General features: G+C 53.2%; 16 protein-coding genes and 2 tRNA genes. All 18 read right to left on the bottom strand.

Annotation, left to right across the window (positions count from 1 at the left end; all coding sequences use genetic code 11):
* Positions 1-213 precede the first annotated feature (213 nt).
* Entirely contained in the window at positions 214-984 is a 771-nt protein-coding gene (locus P1P89_17735; GenBank protein ID MDF1593357.1) for an SDR family NAD(P)-dependent oxidoreductase, read from the bottom strand.
* Positions 971-2,245, bottom strand: coding sequence for a histidinol dehydrogenase (gene hisD, locus P1P89_17730; protein MDF1593356.1), 1,275 nt, complete (start codon positions 2,243-2,245; stop codon positions 971-973). The genes P1P89_17735 and hisD overlap by 14 nt, the downstream gene beginning before the upstream one ends.
* 38 nt (positions 2,246-2,283) lie before the next feature.
* A complete protein-coding gene (locus tag P1P89_17725; GenBank protein MDF1593355.1) occupies positions 2,284-2,982 on the bottom strand; it encodes a cyclase family protein in 699 nt (232 codons plus the stop codon).
* Positions 2,983-3,051: 69 nt separating this feature from the next.
* Positions 3,052-4,074 (bottom strand): alcohol dehydrogenase catalytic domain-containing protein, encoded by a 1,023-nt coding sequence (locus tag P1P89_17720; GenBank protein ID MDF1593354.1) that lies wholly within the window; start codon positions 4,072-4,074, stop codon positions 3,052-3,054.
* 13 nt (positions 4,075-4,087) lie between these two features.
* Positions 4,088-5,056, bottom strand: coding sequence for a phosphoglycerate dehydrogenase (locus tag P1P89_17715; GenBank protein ID MDF1593353.1), 969 nt, complete (start codon positions 5,054-5,056; stop codon positions 4,088-4,090).
* A 198-nt stretch (positions 5,057-5,254) separates the two neighbouring features.
* Positions 5,255-5,329, bottom strand: a tRNA-Cys gene (locus tag P1P89_17710).
* A gap of 8 nt (positions 5,330-5,337) precedes the next feature.
* Positions 5,338-5,412, bottom strand: a tRNA-Gly gene (locus P1P89_17705).
* A gap of 56 nt (positions 5,413-5,468) precedes the next feature.
* Entirely contained in the window at positions 5,469-6,038 is a 570-nt protein-coding gene (gene pgsA, locus P1P89_17700) for a CDP-diacylglycerol--glycerol-3-phosphate 3-phosphatidyltransferase (protein ID MDF1593352.1), read from the bottom strand.
* Positions 6,038-6,307: a hypothetical protein gene (locus P1P89_17695; protein ID MDF1593351.1), complete on the bottom strand. Its 270-nt coding sequence runs from the start codon at positions 6,305-6,307 to the stop codon at positions 6,038-6,040. Before P1P89_17695 ends, pgsA begins: the two co-directional genes overlap by 1 nt.
* Positions 6,304-6,801, bottom strand: a complete 498-nt coding sequence (folK, locus tag P1P89_17690) for a 2-amino-4-hydroxy-6-hydroxymethyldihydropteridine diphosphokinase (GenBank protein MDF1593350.1) — start codon at positions 6,799-6,801, stop codon at positions 6,304-6,306. The genes P1P89_17695 and folK overlap by 4 nt, the downstream gene beginning before the upstream one ends.
* Positions 6,802-6,807: 6 nt before the next feature.
* Positions 6,808-7,977: an LL-diaminopimelate aminotransferase gene (locus P1P89_17685; protein MDF1593349.1), complete on the bottom strand. Its 1,170-nt coding sequence runs from the start codon at positions 7,975-7,977 to the stop codon at positions 6,808-6,810.
* A gap of 34 nt (positions 7,978-8,011) precedes the next feature.
* Complete coding sequence (gene dapF, locus P1P89_17680) at positions 8,012-8,881, bottom strand: diaminopimelate epimerase (protein MDF1593348.1); 870 nt, start codon at positions 8,879-8,881, stop codon at positions 8,012-8,014.
* 47 nt (positions 8,882-8,928) lie between these two features.
* A complete protein-coding gene (locus P1P89_17675) occupies positions 8,929-9,384 on the bottom strand; it encodes a hypothetical protein (GenBank protein MDF1593347.1) in 456 nt (151 codons plus the stop codon).
* Positions 9,384-10,778: an argininosuccinate lyase gene (gene argH, locus P1P89_17670; GenBank protein ID MDF1593346.1), complete on the bottom strand. Its 1,395-nt coding sequence runs from the start codon at positions 10,776-10,778 to the stop codon at positions 9,384-9,386. Before argH ends, P1P89_17675 begins: the two co-directional genes overlap by 1 nt.
* A 219-nt stretch (positions 10,779-10,997) precedes the next feature.
* Entirely contained in the window at positions 10,998-12,203 is a 1,206-nt protein-coding gene (locus P1P89_17665) for an argininosuccinate synthase (GenBank protein ID MDF1593345.1), read from the bottom strand.
* A 374-nt stretch (positions 12,204-12,577) separates the two neighbouring features.
* Positions 12,578-13,828: a CaiB/BaiF CoA-transferase family protein gene (locus tag P1P89_17660; GenBank protein MDF1593344.1), complete on the bottom strand. Its 1,251-nt coding sequence runs from the start codon at positions 13,826-13,828 to the stop codon at positions 12,578-12,580.
* 300 nt (positions 13,829-14,128) lie between these two features.
* Positions 14,129-16,270 (bottom strand): 3-hydroxyacyl-CoA dehydrogenase NAD-binding domain-containing protein, encoded by a 2,142-nt coding sequence (locus P1P89_17655; GenBank protein MDF1593343.1) that lies wholly within the window; start codon positions 16,268-16,270, stop codon positions 14,129-14,131.
* An 82-nt stretch (positions 16,271-16,352) separates the two neighbouring features.
* On the bottom strand, positions 16,353-17,651 hold the full coding sequence (locus P1P89_17650; GenBank protein ID MDF1593342.1) for an acetyl-CoA C-acyltransferase: 1,299 nt from the start codon (positions 17,649-17,651) through the stop codon (positions 16,353-16,355).
* Positions 17,652-17,995 lie beyond the last annotated feature (344 nt).

Here is a 17,995-nt window from a genome sequence, read left to right as displayed (position 1 = left end):
CCTCTCCCAAGATGGGAGAGGGAGTTATCAGACAGGCTCTTGGGAGGGATTTTAAAACGTCAGCTTACTTACAAAGTACAGTACTTAGAGAGTCCCGCTACAGCGGGATTCGGCCTTATGGTCACTTTGTCCCGAGTTTTCATGACCTTTTCGGGGACAAGCCGCCGTCTGGCGCCGGCGCATTCATTTTATTTGACCATTATTGAAGAGAGATCATTTTATGGTCCAGCCGCCGTCTACGGCCAAAATTGAACCGGTAATGATCTTTGCAAAATCGCAGGCCAGATACAACACCGCGTAGGCGACTTCGTTTGGCTCGGCCATGCGCCCCAGGGGAATGCTGTCCAGCACGTACTGTTTAAAGGTTTGATCCTTGAACATCGTTTCGGTAAATCCGGTTTTAACGAATGTGGGCGACACCGCATTGACCGTCACCCCATACGGTGCCCATTCCAGGGCCAGGACTTTGGTCAGCTGATTGACCCCGCCCTTGCTGGAGCAGTAGGCTGCCCGCAGGGGAAGGGCCACCGTGCCGGTTTGCGAAGATATATTGATAATCGAACCGCTGCGCTGCTGAATCATTTTGCGGCCGGCAGCCTGACAGACAAAGAACAGCGTTTTAAGATTTATATCCATTACCGCGTCCCAATTTTCTTCCGTGACCTCTTCGGATTTCTGGGGCCGGTTGATTCCGGCTGAATTCACCAGGATGTCTATCGCCCCGGTTTCCGCAATCATGGATTCCACGAGTTCCACCGGCGCACCGGATTCGTTCAGGTCAAGGGCCTTATAGCCCGTCTGGATCCCGTCGGCGTTCAGCCGGTCCGCCAGGGCCTTGAGCTTCTCCCCGTTGGTGCCGTTCAGGAACAGCCGGGCGCCGGCCGCACCCATCAGTTCACAGACGGCCGTTCCGATCCCCCCGGACGCTCCGGTGATCAGCGCCGACTTGCCCTCAAGGGAAAATTGCGGCTTATTCTTTTTCATACTTGTCAATCCTTACCCGGCAGCTGAGCCCGTGCGCCAGCATATTTTCATAATTGCATGCCCGCTCGCAAACCCGGGCGATATCCAGCGAAGCCTTGCGGGTGGCATACTGGTAGGTAACGGTCTTGACGAACTTTCCCACGGACAGGCCGCCGGTGTAGCGGGCCGCCCGCATGGTGGGCAGGACATGATTGGTGCCGATGGTCTTGTCCCCATAGGCAACCGTTGTTTCCTCCCCGCAGAACATGGAGCCGTAATTCGTGCAGTTGTCCAGAAAGTAGCGCCAGTCATCGGTCTGGACTTCCAAATGCTCCGGCGCCCACTCATCGCTGAGTTCGACCGCTTCTTCGCGGGATTCAACCACGATCACCTCTCCATTGTCCTGCCATGAAACCCCGGCGACTTCGCGGGTCGGCAGCACCGCCAGCTGGCGTTCCAGTTCAATCAGGGTCCGTTCAGCCGTCTCTTTGGAAAGTGAAATCAGGCACTGCCGGGAATTGGGATCGTGCTCGGCCTGCCCGAGGATGTCCGCCGCCAGAATAACCGGATCGGCGGTGTCATCGGCAATAATCAGAATCTCGGTGGGTCCGGCCAGCAGGTCGATGCCGACGTCGCCGAAGAGTTGCCGCTTGGCCTCGGCAACGTACTTATTACCGGCGCCCACCACCATGTCCACCGGTTTAAGGTCTTCCATGCCGTAGGCCATGGCCGCCAAAGCATGGACGCCGCCCATGCAGTATATTTCATCAGCGCCCGCAGCCGCCATGGAATAGAGCGTAGCCGGATAAATTCCCTCCCCTTTAACAGGCGGCGTACAGGCAACCACACGGTCAACACCGGCGACCTTCGGTGTAATCACGGTCATATGCGCCGATGCCAGCATCGGGTAGCGGCCGCCGGGGACATAAGATCCGCTTGAAGCAACCGGTATGATTTTCTGACCCAGGAACACGCCGGGGAGCATTTCAACTTCCATGTTACGAATCGTTTTCATCTGTTCCCGGGCAAAATTACGGATCTGAGCCTGGCAGAAATCGATGTCCTCCTTCTCACCGGGGGAGAGTTTCTTGCGGGCGGTTTCGATTTCTTCAGGTGAAATCTTAAAACTTTTAGGCGCCCAGTTATCGAACTTTTTAGAGTAATAGCGGACCGCCGCTTCTCCCTCCCCTTTGACCCTGTTGATAATCTCCCGGACAGTCCGACTGACATCGGACAGGTCCTCCGCCGGCCGTTTCTTTGCCTTTTTAAGATATGTCGCCATTTGAATATTAACTCCTGTGTATATTTACTAACGGGATTCTATTTGTCCAGTATCGCCACGGCGCGCAGGGGCGAGCCGGTTCCGTTCCGGATTTTGAGCGGCAGGGCAATAAAGGTAAAGCGCTTGCCGATCAGCTTGTCGAGATTGCAGAGGTTTTCCACATGGGTCACTTTGCGCTTCGCGCAGGTGCTGTGACAGGGATAGGTCTTGTCGTACCACATGTCCGGACTGGGAGAATCCACACCGAAATTGACGCACCCCGCATCGATGATGAATTCGGTCCCTTCCCGGTCAAGGCCCGGGTACTCGGTCATGTATTCCGGTTTGCCGTAATAGCGGTCGTAGTGCGCCGTGTAGAACAAAACGGTGTCCCCAGGGAGAATTTTCAGGTCCCATTTTTTAAGCTGGGCCTCGATTTTTTTCCGGCCGAACTGCGTCTTTAAGGGTACGTCGCTGACGTCGATGCAGATCGCCGAGGTGATGCATTTTTCCAGCGCCAGCCGGTCGATGGACTCTGCCTCGGGGTCCCTGGACAGGTGGCTGACGGAATCGATATGGGTGGGGCCGTGGTCGCAGAGCAGCAGCCCCCGGGTTTCATATGAGAAATCAGTCCCCAGCTGCCGGCGACACTCCTCATGGGAAAGGTGGGTCCAGACCACGGTTTTCATGTGGCCGGGATAGACCGGCATCCCGGTATAAATTTCCTGGGAAAGATCGATGATATTTCCTTTGATCATTTTTGACCTCCTTAAATTATTAGCTCAGAACTCGATTATTCACGCAGCCGTTTTGAAATCCGCCGCTGCTCAGGGAGCAACCTCGATGACAATGCGCAGGGCCTCCGGCACCTTGTCTTCAAAAACCTTAAAGGCCGCTGCGGTTTCAGCAAGGGGAAAGCGATGGGTTATCATCGGCAGGATTTCCAACCGCTTTTCCGCCAGCAGTTTCAAGGCCTCCTCAAAAGCGCCGGCTGCCCCTTTGGAACCGTAAATCACCGGCTCTTTATAATAGAGAAAAGAGGGGTCAAAATTCTTGATCCTGTCGGAAAAAATCCCAAACACCACCACCGCGCCGCTTGGCTTGACCACACTAAAACAGCTTTGGAGGGCGCCGGCATTGCCGGACGCCTCAATTACCACGTCGACGCCGTCCGGAAACCACTTTAAGATCGCCTCAACGGGATCTTGTTTTTTCACATTGACCACATGGCTGGCGCCGAAGTTTATCGCAGCCTGGAGCCGGAAATCACGGGTTCCCACCATCACCGCCTGATAGGCCCCGGCCATTTTCAGGAGTTGCAGCATGATCAGTCCGGCATTGCCCGGTCCGAAAACCGCAACCGTCTTGCCCAGTTGCAGGGGTACTTTTTTAAATGCCCTAACCGCGCAGGCAATGTTGACGGTATTCTGGGCTTCATCAAACGTGACGTTTGCGGGTATGCGTCGAACGGCCCGATAATCAACTTTGATAAATTCCGCCATGCAGCCGTCGGTATTGCGGCCCAGCGAAACTCTTTTTTTGCAATATAAGCCCATCCCTTTGCGGCAAAAATCACAATCCCCGCAGCCCCATCCGCCGCCGCAAATAACCGGCTCCCCTTCCTTAAAATCTGTGAGTGAAGAACTTCTCACTTTTGCAACCGTCCCTGAGAATTCATGCCCCAAGGTTACCGGCAGCTCGGCCTTGGCATAGCCATGAACCACGCTGACATCCGTTCCGCAGATACCGGCCCGATGCACCTTGATTAAGACATCGTTTTCATTCGGTTCGGGAACCGGGACATCTTCGATCACAATCTTACCAGGTTCATAGACCCGTGCAGCCTTCATTGAAACGCTCCTATTATTTAAAAATTTCCGGATTATTTAGAAAATTCGGTTTACGACCCTCAAGCACATCCCTGATATTGCGTACGCATATCATGCCGGTGTCGACCAGCGCTTCACGGGTATACATTCCCATATGCGGCGTCGCGATCACATTTTCCAGCGTCAGCAGCGGATTGCCCTTGGCGGGTTCCTGTGTAAACACATCACAAGCCGCCCCGGCAATCTTATTTTCCTTTAACGCATCAAAAAGGGCCTTTTCGTCAACCACTCCGCCCCGGGCCACATTCACCAGAAAAGTGCCTTTTTTCATCATGCCGAATTCCCGGGCGCCGACCATGTTCCGGGTGGCTTCGATCAAGGGAACGTGAATTGAAATAAAATCCGCTTTGGTGAATATTTCGTCAAGGGAGACATAAGTGGCGCCAACCGTCCGGGCGAACGCGTCATCCTTGACCACATCGTACACCAGCACCTTCATGTCAAACCCCTGGGCCCGTTTGGCCACCTTCTTTCCAATCTGTCCCACGCCGATAATCCCCAAGGTCTTTTGGTTGACCCCGGTACCGACGATCCGGGGCCATTCCCCCCCCTTCACCGACCGGTCGGCATAGGGTATTTTTCTGGCCAGCGCCAGAAACAGCCCCATGGTCATATCCGCCACGGCATCGCTGTTTGCGCCGGGGGCGCTGGTAACCACGATTCCATTCTTAGTGGCTGTGCCCATATCGATGTTGTCGACGCCGGCGCCGTGCTTGGCGATCACTTTCAGCTTTTTCCCGGCCTGGATGACGCGGCCGGTAATTTTTTCAACCCCCACCACCATCGCATCCGCTTCGGCAGCATATGCCGCCAAGTCATCTTCGCTTAGTTTTTTCCCCTGGGGAACCAACTCTACTTCGCAGCCGTGCTGTTGCAGGTATTCCACCGGTTCCATGGCATAATACCCGAATGTGGGCGACGTTGATACAAGCTTAAAAGACATGAAACCTCCTTAGATGGGATTTTTGATCAAATGTTTCCTTTCTTTATTTTTAAAAAAACGCTCTTTGGCTTTGAGCAGCATTTCATTTTTGAGGAAATAACACAAAAATATTCTAGTTGAAACTGTTTGTTAGTGGGTGTTACCAGAAAAAAAGGGCTTACAAGTTTGTGTTAACCTTGCAAACCCTTAAGATTATGCTGGAGGCGGCATCCGGATTTGAACCGGAGTATAACGGTTTTGCAGACCGCTGCCTTACCACTTGGCTATGCCGCCAAAAAAAATGGAGCGGGAAACGGGATTTGAACCCGCGACTTCGACCTTGGCAAGGTCGCACTCTACCACTGAGTTATTCCCGCTCTAAAGAGGTAACTTTTAATTACTCATTCGGTTTTTGTCAATAAAAAAATGCGGGTTATCCATTCATTCGTAAAAGTTTTCTAAACCGGATAAAATAATCCGCACCGGACCATACCGTAAATAAGAGCGCGCCCCATAGAAAAAAAAGTCCGACGGCATTCAGGTCCACGCCGAAATAGGGATAATGGAAGACAAGGGGAATAATGGCGGCAATCTGAAATCCGGTTTTATATTTTCCCAGCCAGGAGGCGGAAACATCCTCCTGATTTTCAGCTATGATATTGCGCAGTCCGGTTACGGCAATCTCGCGACCGATAATCACACAGACCACCCAAGCCGGAACCCACCCCAGGGCGGTCAGCATGATAAAGGTCGTGGAAACCAGCAGTTTGTCCGCCACAGGATCCATCACCCGGCCGAAGGTGGTGACAAGCCCCCTTTTTCTGGCCAGATAACCGTCCAGGTAATCGGTGATGGCGGCCGCACTGAATAAAATGGCCGCAATAAACGTGCAAATCCGGTTCGGAAACAGCAGCAGCATTACGATGGCCGGAATTACGGATATTCGATATATTATCAGCGTGTTGGGATGACTCAGTATTTTTTTCAGGTTTTCAGGGGACATTATTTCCGTTTCTCTGAATGTGCTTCTATGAATTTGTCCCGGCACCGGGTGCTGCAAAAAAACAGCTCCTGTCCCTCATTTGTAATCCGGATGCCGTTTCTTTTCGGAAAGTAAACCTCGCAAAAGGGATCCTTGACCATGACATCGTCTATTTCAGGAGTCGTCTGATCATATGTTGTCGCGGTTTTTGACGTGTTCAGGGATCCCATCCATGACTTCACCACGCGATACAGCAGATACAAAAGTCCCAGAAATATTAATAATCTCATTTTATTTGAATGATCCTTTGTTCGTTTTCCCCTAATGCATCCTGCAATGACCGCATGTCTTTTTTCAAAACCGGATGCAGCATGAGGGGATCTATATCACACATCGGCTGCAAGACAAAGCGCCTTTGGTGCATCCGCGGATGCGGTATCGTCAATTCGACGGACTCCATTATCAACCGGTCATACAGCAGGATATCCAGGTCGAGAATGCGGGGGCCGAAACGGATCGCTTCCTCTTTTCGTCCGACATCTTTTTCGATGGACTTTAGTTCCCTGAAAAGAACCGCCGGTTCGCTTCGGGTTTCGATTTTAACAACCGCGTTGACAAACCAGTCTTGATCGCTGTAGTCCACCGGTTCGGTCCGGTAAAAATGGGATTGGCCCTTTAAAATCGACCGTCCCCCTGCAGTCAGCGCGGCAATTCCCTTTCGGCAATTCCGGAGTTTATCTCCGATATTCGACCCGACCGATATAAATGCGACATGGTGCGGCATGCAGGGTTAAAATCCGATGGAGCGTATCCGTTCAATCGCTTCTTTCATTCTTTTCTGTCCCACCGTCAGGGCCATGCGCACGTACCCTTCCCCGGCAGCGCCAAAGCCATTGCCCGGTGTGCACACGACGCCCGCTTTCAAGAGAAGATGGCTGGTAAATTCCGACGAGGTATACCCCTTGGGAACCCCGATCCAGACATAAAATGTGGCCTTGGGCATTTCCACCGACAGGCCAAGGTCGATCAGGCCTTTCACCAGGATATCCCGACGGGCGGTATACTCCTTATTCATTTCCGCCACACAGCCCTGATCTCCTTCCAGAGCGGCGATGCCGGCAATCTGAACCGCCTGAAAAGCGCCGGAATCGATATTGCTTTTGACCTGCCCCAGGGCTTGTATGACTTCGCTGCGGCCGACGGCAAAACCCACCCGCCATCCGGTCATGTTGTAAGTTTTGGAAAGGGAATGAAATTCGATTCCGACTTCCCTGGCGCCGTCCGTTTCCAGAAAACTGATGGGCCGGAATCCGTCAAACGCCATTTCAGTATACGCAGCGTCATGACACACGATAATCTTGTGTTTTTCGGCATATGCGACCACCTCTTTGAAAAATTCAGCCGTTGCCACCGCTGCCGTGGGGTTGTTCGGATAGTTGATGAACATTATCTTGGCGTTGCGGGCGACTTCCTGGGGAATTGCGGACAGATCCGGCAGAAAATCATTTTGTTTTAACAAATCCATGAAGTAGGTCTTGCCCCCGGCAAACTGTACACCGATATGATAGACCGGATATCCCGGGCTGCTCGCAAGGGCCGTGTCCCCCGGATTGATAAACGCCAGGGGAATATGTGCGATCCCCTCCTTGGAGCCGATCAGGGTAACAACTTCTTTTTCATGATCCAGTGCCACGTTAAACCGTTTTTGATACCAGCGGGCAACGGCCGCATTGAAATCCCCCATTCCGCTATAGGAAGGATAGCGATGGTTGGCCGGATCGGCTGCGGCTTTATTCAACGCTGCAATGATATGCGGCGGCGTCGGCATGTCCGGATCGCCGACCCCCACGTCGATGATGTCAACGCCTTTTTTTCTGACTTCGTCCTTTTGTCTGTCAATTTCTTTAAACAGGTAGGGCGGCAGGCTTTTGAGTCGGTCGGATTTTTCGATTGTCAGCATAAGTCTAATGTCCCTCTCTAAATATATTATAGGTTCATGGCGTTACAATCCGTTTGGGCCCGTCGAAAGGATGCCGACCATAATTCCACGCATCCTCCCAAAGTTTTCCTTTGTAGATGATTCGGGCATCGCCTTCAAGAAAAATATCAAAAAAATGGCCGTTGTTTTCTTTAAAATAGATGCGAAGCGTTCCCCCGCTTTTGGTTTCAACGTCGATGGGGGACGGCTTTTTAAACTGGGCGGCAAGCACGACGGCGCAGGCAATGGCGCCGGTTCCGCATGCCAGGGTTTCATCTTCAACGCCGCGTTCATAGGTCCGCACGGCAGCGACGCCGTCCGGCCGCAGGCTGATAAAATTGACATTGGTCCCGGCCGGCTTGAATTTCTGATGATAACGAATCTCCCGGCCGATCTCCACCACCTGGGCTGAATCAATATCCCCCACCGGTATCACCACGTGCGGCACGCCGGTATTCACGCTGGAAAATGCCAAGGGACCGCTTGCCAGTTCAACCCCGTCGCTCAGTGTTAAATTGTCCGGATCGGGCATGCTGATCTTTACCCGCCGGTCTGAAACCGTCGCCGATACAATCCCCGCATCGGTTTCAAAGGACATGTCCGAACCGGTGATGCCATTGACGTAGGCAAATCGGGCCACGCACCTGGCGCCGTTGCCGCACATCTCGGCCAGGCTGCCGTCTGAATTAAAAAACTGCCATTTGAAGTCGGCAGCGTCCGATTTTTCCACCAGTATCAAACCGTCCCCGCCCGCCGACATCCTGCGGCAGCACACGTTCCGGACAAATGTTGCGATATTTTCGGCAGCGACTACCCCTTCCCGATTGTCAATGATGATAAAATCGTTTCCGCTGCCGCTCATTTTAAAAAAAGGAATTTTCGGCATAATACGCCTCTACAAGACCGTAGGGTCGGCCACCGCGCCGACCCATATCAATGGGTAAACTCAACCGTGTTGGAATCTTTGCCGATTGCCCCGCTATTAGAATATGCCGCCACTTTATAGATGTAGCGAAAACCACGCGCCAGGGTTTCCCGATATTCAAATGGATGAGGGGCTGCATCACCTGAACCCTTTTCCCGATAGGGGATTGCCGCCACCCGTTCAAAAAACACCGGACAGGTAGGGCAGGCCGAATCCGTCAGCCGTACTTTTGACCGAAAGACATAAAACCCGGCCGGTTCTGCAGCCTTCTTTGTCACAGGGTCCCAGGTCAGGCTGAGTGTGTCGACGCTGATGGTTTTGCTTAACCGGCCCACCGTAGCCGGCGCCTCTTCCGGGCCCGGCGGTCGCGGCGGGGCTTTTTTCCCGCAACCGACCCACACAAAACCGACCGCCAGCAGGATCAGAATATACGGCAGGATTTTTCTCTCTGTTTTTTGAAACATCAGATGGCGTCTTTCATCCTGTTCAGGTGCTTTTCTGCCTTGGAAATGGCTTTTTTGACGGCTGCAGTGGCGGTCCCGCCCGCAGATGTGCGTCGGTCAATCATCCGTTCCGTGGCCAGAACCTGATAAATATCTTTCTTAATCAGCGACGAGAATTTCTTGAGTTCCTCCAGGGATAAATCATGCAGTTCCTTGCCCGTTGAGAGCGCATAAGCCACGGCTTTGCCGACCGTGTCGTGCGCCTGCCGGAAAGACATCCCCTGCCCCACCAGATAATCGGCCAGATCCGTTGCATTCAAATAGCCGGTGCGAGTCGCCCGGAGCATGGTCTCCTTTTTAAATCGGAGCCGCGGCAGCATCCTGATATAAACCTGGATACAGGCTTTGAGGGTGTCCAGCGCATCAAAGAGGGACGCTTTATCCTCCTGCATGTCACGATTATAAGCCAGCGGGAGCCCCTTCATGACCGTAAGCATGGCCATCAGATCGCCAAAAATCCGGCCGGCTTTTCCCCTGACCAGTTCCGGTACATCCGGGTTTTTCTTCTGGGGCATGATGCTGCTGCCGGTGGCAAAAGCGTCCGGAATTTCCACAAAGCCAAACTCGGAAGAAGACCACAAAACCAGTTCTTCCGAAATGCGGCTGAAATGAACCATACAGATGCTGGCGCAGGAAAGAAACTCTAAAATAAAATCCCGGTCTGACACGGTATCCATGCTGTTAGCCGACACAGCCGGAAAATCCAGAAGCTTGGCGGTGTATTCCCTGTCAATGGGGTAGGTGGTGCCGGCCAGGGCCGCGCTTCCCAGGGGCATGACATTGATCCGTTTGTAGCAGTCCTGAAATCTTTCCACATCCCGGGAAAACATTTCATGGTAAGCCATGAGATGATGCGACAACAAGACCGGCTGGGCCCGCTGCAGATGCGTGTATCCCGGCATTACCATCTCCAGGTGAGACTTTGCCAGGGACACAATTTCCTTGCTCAATTGAAACAGAAGCTTGATGACGGCGGTGGTTTCATCCCGCAGGTACATCCGCACATCCAGAGCCACCTGATCATTGCGGCTTCTGGCGGTATGAAGCTTCTGGGCCACCCGCCCAATGTTTTGTGCCAGTCGCGCCTCGATATGCATGTGGATATCTTCAAGGCTGTCGTCAAAATGAAAAACGCCCCGCTCGATCTCTTTCAGAACCTCACGCAGCCCTTCCACCAATTCTGCTGATTCCGCTTCGGTAATGATGGCTGCCTTGGCGAGCATCTTGCAGTGGGCGATGCTCCCTTCCACATCATAGGCATAAAGCCGTTTGTCGACATCGATTGAAGAGGTAAAGGCCTCAACGACCCTGTCCGTCTTTTCTGAAAACCTCCCGTCCCAAGGCTTTTGAGACATGCTTGACTCCTTACGCCATTTAAGATGAATTCACTTTTTTATTAAAATCCCCCCTCCAAAAAACAGACTATATGCGTCCTAACCCTCCTCCCCCCTTTTCAAAGAGGGGAACGGGGGGATTTCCTTAGAGGAAGTACATCTAACTCCGACAAACCCTTTCCGGAGCATCAACTAAAATGGAAATGATTCGCAATTTAAAACAATGGCCCCTGTTTGCGATCACTTGGTGTTCAACAGGTTCTGTATGCGCAGCCTCAACGCGTTAAGCCGGATAAAGCCGGTGGCATCCTTCTGGCTGTAGACCTGGTCGCCTTCAAAGGTGGCATAGGCCTCGCTGTACAGGGACCGGTCCGATTTTCGCCCCAGAACCCGGCAGTTTCCCTTGTAAAGTTCCAGCCGCGCCACGCCGCTGACATTCTGCTGGGTTTCATCGATCATGCCCTGGAGGAGCCTCATCTCAGGCGAAAACCAGAACCCGTAATAGACCAGCTCCGCGTATTTGGGTATCAGCGAATCCCGCAGATGCGCAACTTCGCGATCCAGGGTAATGGATTCGACGGCCATGTGCGCGGCCCGTAAAATGGTCCCTCCCGGCGTTTCGTAAACCCCCCGGGATTTCATCCCCACAAAGCGGTTTTCGACAATGTCGGCCCTTCCGATGCCGTGGCGTCCGCCCAGCCGGTTCAGCGTCTTAAGGAGGTTTGCCGGCGACAAGTTCTCGCCGTTGACGGCGATGGGATCGCCCTGTTTGAATTCAATTTCGATGATCTCCGGCGTGTCCGGCGCCCTCTGGGGCGATACCGTCAGGAGGAACATGTCTTCGGGCGGCGCCGCCCACGGATCTTCCAGGATGCCTCCTTCGAAACTGATGTGGAGCAGGTTGCGGTCGCTGCTGTAGGGCTTTGCCGGTGTGGTGGGCACATCAATCCCGTGCTTTTCTGCAAACGCCATCAACGCGGTCCGGGAGGTGAGATCCCATTCCCGCCAGGGCGCGATAATCTTTATCTGGGGATCCAAAGAGAGATAGCTGAGTTCGAACCGGACCTGATCATTCCCCTTGCCGGTGGCGCCGTGGCTGACGGCATCGGCCGCTTCAATTTTTGCGATTTCCATCTGACGTTTGGCGATCAACGGACGGGCCAGAGAGGTTCCCAGAAGATATTGGCCTTCATAGATGGCATTGGCCCGGAAAGCCGGAAACACATAATCTTTCACAAAGGTCTCTTTTAAATCGTCAATATAGACCTTTGACGCCCCGGTCTTGACGGCCTTGGGTTTGATGCTGTCCAGCTCCTCTTCCTGCCCCAGATCCGCCGAAAAGGCAATCACCTCGCACTGATAGGTCTCAATCAGCCATTTTAGAATGACCGACGTATCCAGCCCGCCGGAATAGGCCAGTACCACTTTCTTTATTTTATCCGACACCTTCGGTCTCCTTTACGTTTTTTACATGATTCAGATGTTAAACCCTGTTGCTGCAACTGCAGGGTAAATATCGTGGTTTATAAGTAACCTACGGATAAGTGTCAAGTTAAAACCCCACACAATAGGCTGTCCTACAACCTTTAATTCCTCTCCCCCTTGTGGGGAGAGGTTAGGTGAGGAGGTGGAATAAATTCTGTTATTTACACCCTCACCCCGACCCTCTCCCAAGATGGGAGAGGGAGTTATCGGACAGGCTCATTAAAGGAATAAACTTTTTGGGATTTTGGATTTTGGTCATTGAAATTTATTTGTTATTTGGAATTTCCACAAAATCAACCACTCTGAGAAATAACATACGTATTTTAAAGGAAAATCTAAATCGTATTCTTTTCAGAATTTCTATTTCCACAAGAGTCGTCAAAAATGACTTTATCAAAATGCAGTCTTTCTATTCTATCCGGCGAATATCCCAGATCCTCCAGGACAGCAGCGGTATCCTGCCCCAAAATCGGCGGCGGGCTTTGGACAACGGCCGGCGTCCCCTTAAATTTGATGGGCACACCGATGCCCTTTATATTTCCGCAGCAAGGATGCGGCTGGGTGATGAACATTTCCCGCTGCTGCAGATGGGGGTCTTTTTCAATTTCATCAAGACCCAACACCGGCGTCAGACAGATATCCCGCCGGGCCGATTCCTGAACCCACTCGTCCCTTGGCCGGGTTTGAAACAGACTCCCAACGTCCTTTTTTAATTGACGGCATTCTGCGCCCATGGCGTAAATTTTATCTTTCCAAAGGGGCTTTTCCACCCAGTCGCAAAACTTCTCCCAGAACTTGGGCTCCAGTGCGGCCAGGGCCACAAATTTTCCATCGCTGCAGCGATAGGTGCCATAAGAGGCCAGGCCCCCCGACAGCGGCAGACGCTCATCCTTTAGTGCTTCCGGCGCCGCCCAATATTGCGCCATCTGCAGCGTCATCAGCGGCAAGACGCCGTCCAGCATGGAAAGATCGACCTGCTGTCCTTTTCCGGAGCGCCCCCGGGCAAACAAGGCTGACAGACAGGCAATCACCAGCATGTAGGCGCCCCCGGCCACATCGGCCATTTGCGGTCCGGGGAGGGTCGGCTCTAAGTCGTCCGACAGGGTCAGCCCCAGAATACCGGCATACCCGATGTAGTTTAAATCGTGCCCGGCATGATCGGCATATGGCCCCTGCTGGCCGTACCCGGTCAGGGAAACATAAATGATTTTCGGATTTTTTTTACAGGCCTGCCCATACCCCAGCCCCATGCCCGCCATCACCCCGGGTCGAAACTGTTCCACAACCACATCGGCCGTTTTGACCAGGTCATAAAAGATCTTTTTTCCTTCTTCTTCTCGACAACTCAATGCCAGGCTTTTTTTGGAGCGATTGAACGCGAGATAGGCGGCGGATTCCGTCTTGATAAACGGCGGGAAATTGCGCACATAATCCGGCTGGGCAGGGTCTTCAATTTTAATCACCTCGGCGCCCATGTCGGCCAGCAGCATGGTCCCCAGCGGTCCGGGATACAGACGGCTAAAATCCAGCACGCGTATCCCCTGAAGCGGTCCCCCGGCTTTGTTGTTAACCTCTTTTTCAATCATGCCGATCTCCGTTATTATCGGTCGGCGCGGTGCCGGCCCTACGGTCGAATTTTTGATTATTAATTGTAGGGCGGGCCACCGCGCCCGCCGGTTTGGGGTAATGTGCCGACCGTCTTCTTTCCGGTCGGCACGGTGGCCGACCCTACGGTCTAATTTATAGATTATTATTTGTAGGGCGGGCCGCCGTGCCCGCCGGTTTGGGGTAATATGCCGGCCGTCCTTCTTTCCGATCGGCACGGTGGCCTACCCTAGGGTCGGGAATATGTTCATAAACACATTTACAGCAACGCACAACCCGCCTTATTCCGGGTAAAACCGCCGATTATGTTTCTGCATGTCCACCAGCATCTGCGCCGGAGCAAACCGGGGCCCATACGTTTCTTCCAGGCCTTTGAGTTTGGCAACCACATTTCCGATCCCGATGGTATCCATGTTTCGAAAAGGTCCACCCAAAAACGGCGGAAACCCCAGGCCCAACACCGCGCCCAGGTCTCCGTCATGGGGGGATACAAGTATCCCTTCCTCCAGAGCGCGGGCAGCTTCATTGGTCATGACAAAGGCCAGGCGGTCCTGAATCACAGCCGGGACAATTGTTTTCCGGGAGGACCCTCCGAAAAACTCATAAATCTTCGGGTTGACCTGTTTTTTCTTTTTCCGGCCGATCCATTTGAAGGCCGGTTTCTCATAGCGGTAGAATCCTGTTTTGTTTTTGCGGCCTTTAAATCCGGCCGCGTTCAGCCGGATCATGGTGTCGCTGTAGGACATACCCCGGCTCAGGAACATCTCTCCCAGAACGCCGCCGGACACATGCGCCCCCACATCGATGCCCACCTCGTCCAATAGCGTCAACGGTCCCACCGGAAAGCCATAGCGTTTCATGTCGCGATCAACCTGGTGGATTTCGGCGCCTTCCTCCAGGATCAGAAGCGCTTCATGGAGCAGGGGCGCCAGAATGCGGGTCGTATAAAATCCGGGACCGTCTTTGACCACAATCACGGTCTTGCCTTGCCGGATGCCCACCTCGACCGCAGTGGCCGTTACCCAGTCGGCGGTATCTGCGGTCTCGATGATTTCCAGGAGGGGCATACGCGGGACCGGAGAAAAATAATGCATGCCCACAACCTGCTGCGGCCGCCGGGCATTCTTAGCGATTTCCTTTATGGGCAGGGACGAGGTGTTGCTGGCAAATATACAGTTTTCAGAAACTGCCGCCTCCACTTGGGCCAAAATCTCCTGCTTTAATTTCAGGTCTTCAAACACCGCTTCAACCACCAGTTCCGCCGCCCCGAACCCCTTGTAATCGGTTCTGCCGTGGATGCGGCTGAAGATTTGATCCCGAACGAAGGGGGACAGGGCGCCCCTTTTAACCTTGCCGGAAAACTCATCCCAGACGGTTTTCTCGCCCTTTCCCACAGCCTCATGGCTGACATCCTTCAGCAGAACCTTCATCCCCGCTGCGGCACTGACACTGGCAATGCCTGCCCCCATGAAGCCGGCCCCCAGAACAGCAACAGTCTGAACAGGTCGCACCTTTTCCCTGGCCGGGTTTTTTTTCTTGCTGTTCATATTAAAAAAAAGATGAATCAACTGCCGGCTTTGGGGGCTTAGCACCAGGCTGTCGAATTTTTCTTCTTCAGCCGCCATGCCGGCCGAAAGCCCTTTTTCCATACCGGCTTCAACACATTCAATAATCCGAAGGGGTGCCGGGTAATTTCCCATGGTTTGCCGCATCACCATTTCCCTGGCTTTTTTGTAAATGATTTTCCGCGTCAGGGGGGTTCCTTCAAGAATCTTTTCCACCAGGGAAAGGCGGCGCTTGCGTTTGAGGGGTTTTTCACAAAAATCCATGACCATCTTTTTGGCCGCTTCTAACAGCCCATAGGGATGGACCAGATAATCCACCAGCCCCATTCTTTTGGCCTGTTTGGGATAAATATTTTTGCCCGTCAACATGAGGCCCAATCCCCGCTGCAGGCCCACCAGGCGCGGCAGGCGCTGGGTGCCCCCGCCGCCGGGTAAAAGCCCCAGCTTGACTTCCGGCTGTCCCAGGACCGTGCAGGGATCATCGCTGGCAATCCGGGCGGTGCAGGCCAGGGCCACCTCCAGGCCGCCTCCCAGGCAGGCCCCGTGAATCGCGGCCACCACCGGTTTGGCTGAACCAGCCAGTTGGTTCAACAGACCGTGCCCTTTGCGACTCAATGCCGCGGCTTCGCCCGGTGATTGCATCGTTAAAAACCGGTCGATATCCGCCCCCGCAATAAAGTTATCCGATTTTTTGCTGATCAGGACCGCCCCTTTTACCTGGGGGTCTTCCGTGAGCGTTTTCATTGCCGCACTGAATTCATCCAGCAGTTCAATGGATATCTTGTTGACCCTTTCACCCGGCTGATCCAGCCATATGATCGCAATCCCGTCTTGTTTTTCGATCCGGATACTTGTCATGATATGATTTCCTCCCCAAAAGGATTTATAAAAACTCAAATCCTGACCCTGAGAACCAGGTTTTCTATCCTGACATAAAAACTCAACATCTTTCCAATATCATCGCATTGCCGTGGGCTCCGGCTGCGCAGGACGCGATTAACGCAAACTGTCCGTCCTCTCGCAAGAGCCGGTTGGCCGCCGTGGTGATCAGGCGGGCGCCGGTAGCCCCAAAGGGATGCCCCAGGGACAATGAGCCACCCAGGGTATTGAACTTTTCCATTGGAACCTCACCGATCTTTGACTCTTTCCCCAGCTTCTCCCGGGCAAATTGTTTGGAATCCAGGCATTTCAGGTTGGCCAGGACCTGGCCGGCAAAGGCTTCGTGAAATTCAAACACATCCATATCCGTCAATTTCATCCCGGCCCGGTCCAGCACTTTGGGGATGGCATAGGCAGGCCCCAGCAGCAGCTCCTCGCCGGGGTCCTGGGCGCTGTAGGCAAACGCGTGAATAAAAGCCTTGGGTTTGAATCCCATTGCAACGGCAGCGTCTTCGGCCATGATTAAAACAGCGGCGGCGCCGTCGGATAAAAACGAAGCGTTTCCGGCGGTCACTGTGCCGAAGGGTTTGACAAATGCCGGTGACAGGGTTTGCATCTTGTCAAGAGAGGTGTCTCCCCGAATGCCGTTGTCCTGATCTATGGGGCTGAAATGCGGCGGTACCCGCACCGGTTCTATTTCTTCCGCCAGCAGGCCTTCACGGGTTGCCCGGGCCGCCGCCAAATGGGACCTCACCGCAAAGGCATCCTGCTCCTTGCGGGTAACCCCCAGACGCGCAGCCAGGCGGTCGCAATCCAGCCCCATGGTCCGGCCGGTTGAAAACTCGGTCACCGACGGGATTTCCGGCAAAACATCCGAAAAACGCAAGCCTTTAAAGAGCTTCCAGTAATCATAAAAATGCCTGTATTTCCGGGACTCCACCAGCTTGTTGCGAAAGCGCTTGCGATACCGGATGGGTATATCGGAGCAGCTCTCCGTTCCGCCGGCAACAATGATGTCGGCCTGCCCGGTCCGGATCAGATTCACCCCGGTGGTGACGGCCAGGTTGGCGGAAATGCAGGCAAGGGTTACCGTACTGGCGGGAACCGCGTGGGGGATCCCGGCCCCCAGGGCCGATTCCCGGGCCACATTGCTGGTGGCCATGTTTGATATCACGGTTCCCATGATAACCTGATCGATTTTTCCGGCAGGCAACTGGGTGCGGTCGAGCAGCGCTTTCAGGGCCAGGCGGCCCAGGTCATACGAGGTCAGATCATGATATCCGGTTCCGGATCGCAGGAAAGGAATTCGGCAGCCGTCGATCAGAACGATTCTTCTGCCATTGTTCGAATCTGTTTTCATCTTCTCCCCCAATCTTGATAAACACCGGTTTCAGACAGAAAACACTTAAACGAATTCGATTTAGAGCAAAAGAAATTCGTTTCAATAAAATTTAAGATTATAAATTTTGGTGCAAAATAAAATATGAATGATTTGACTATATTATGGCTTAAACAGATAATCAAAAGAAAAATTAACAACCACCCCTAAAAGGGTCCACAATGTTGTATTTTCTGTCTCTCACAGAGATCGCTGAGTACACAGAGAGTTAAGATTTTTGCATACACGGATCCAGCTATCATCATAAAGATGACCCCGAAAGGGCTGATGGTTGATCTGATTCGCCCTCTCAGCGAATCAGATCA

The organism is Desulfobacterales bacterium (assembly GCA_029211065.1).
Classification (GTDB): domain Bacteria; phylum Desulfobacterota; class Desulfobacteria; order Desulfobacterales; family JARGFK01; genus JARGFK01.
This window is presented reverse-complemented; position numbering and strand designations above follow the sequence as displayed.

Bases quoted from the DNA above. Each gene is read 5' to 3' on its own strand.
- P1P89_17735 (MDF1593357.1), bottom strand. From the start codon at position 984: ATGAAAAAGAATAAGCCGCAATTTTCCCTTGAGGGCAAGTCGGCGCTG.
- P1P89_17685 (MDF1593349.1), bottom strand. From the start codon at position 7,977: ATGCTGACAATCGAAAAATCCGACCGACTCAAAAGCCTGCCGCCCTAC.
- dapF (MDF1593348.1), bottom strand. From the start codon at position 8,881: ATGCCGAAAATTCCTTTTTTTAAAATGAGCGGCAGCGGAAACGATTTT.
- folK (MDF1593350.1), bottom strand. From the start codon at position 6,801: ATGCCGCACCATGTCGCATTTATATCGGTCGGGTCGAATATCGGAGAT.
- P1P89_17650 (MDF1593342.1), bottom strand. From the start codon at position 17,651: ATGAAAACAGATTCGAACAATGGCAGAAGAATCGTTCTGATCGACGGC.
- P1P89_17660 (MDF1593344.1), bottom strand. From the start codon at position 13,828: ATGATTGAAAAAGAGGTTAACAACAAAGCCGGGGGACCGCTTCAGGGG.
- P1P89_17720 (MDF1593354.1), bottom strand. From the start codon at position 4,074: ATGAAGGCTGCACGGGTCTATGAACCTGGTAAGATTGTGATCGAAGAT.
- P1P89_17655 (MDF1593343.1), bottom strand. From the start codon at position 16,270: ATGACAAGTATCCGGATCGAAAAACAAGACGGGATTGCGATCATATGG.
- P1P89_17675 (MDF1593347.1), bottom strand. From the start codon at position 9,384: ATGTTTCAAAAAACAGAGAGAAAAATCCTGCCGTATATTCTGATCCTG.
- argH (MDF1593346.1), bottom strand. From the start codon at position 10,778: ATGTCTCAAAAGCCTTGGGACGGGAGGTTTTCAGAAAAGACGGACAGG.
- P1P89_17725 (MDF1593355.1), bottom strand. From the start codon at position 2,982: ATGATCAAAGGAAATATCATCGATCTTTCCCAGGAAATTTATACCGGG.
- P1P89_17715 (MDF1593353.1), bottom strand. From the start codon at position 5,056: ATGTCTTTTAAGCTTGTATCAACGTCGCCCACATTCGGGTATTATGCC.
- hisD (MDF1593356.1), bottom strand. From the start codon at position 2,245: ATGGCGACATATCTTAAAAAGGCAAAGAAACGGCCGGCGGAGGACCTG.
- pgsA (MDF1593352.1), bottom strand. From the start codon at position 6,038: ATGTCCCCTGAAAACCTGAAAAAAATACTGAGTCATCCCAACACGCTG.
- P1P89_17695 (MDF1593351.1), bottom strand. From the start codon at position 6,307: ATGAGATTATTAATATTTCTGGGACTTTTGTATCTGCTGTATCGCGTG.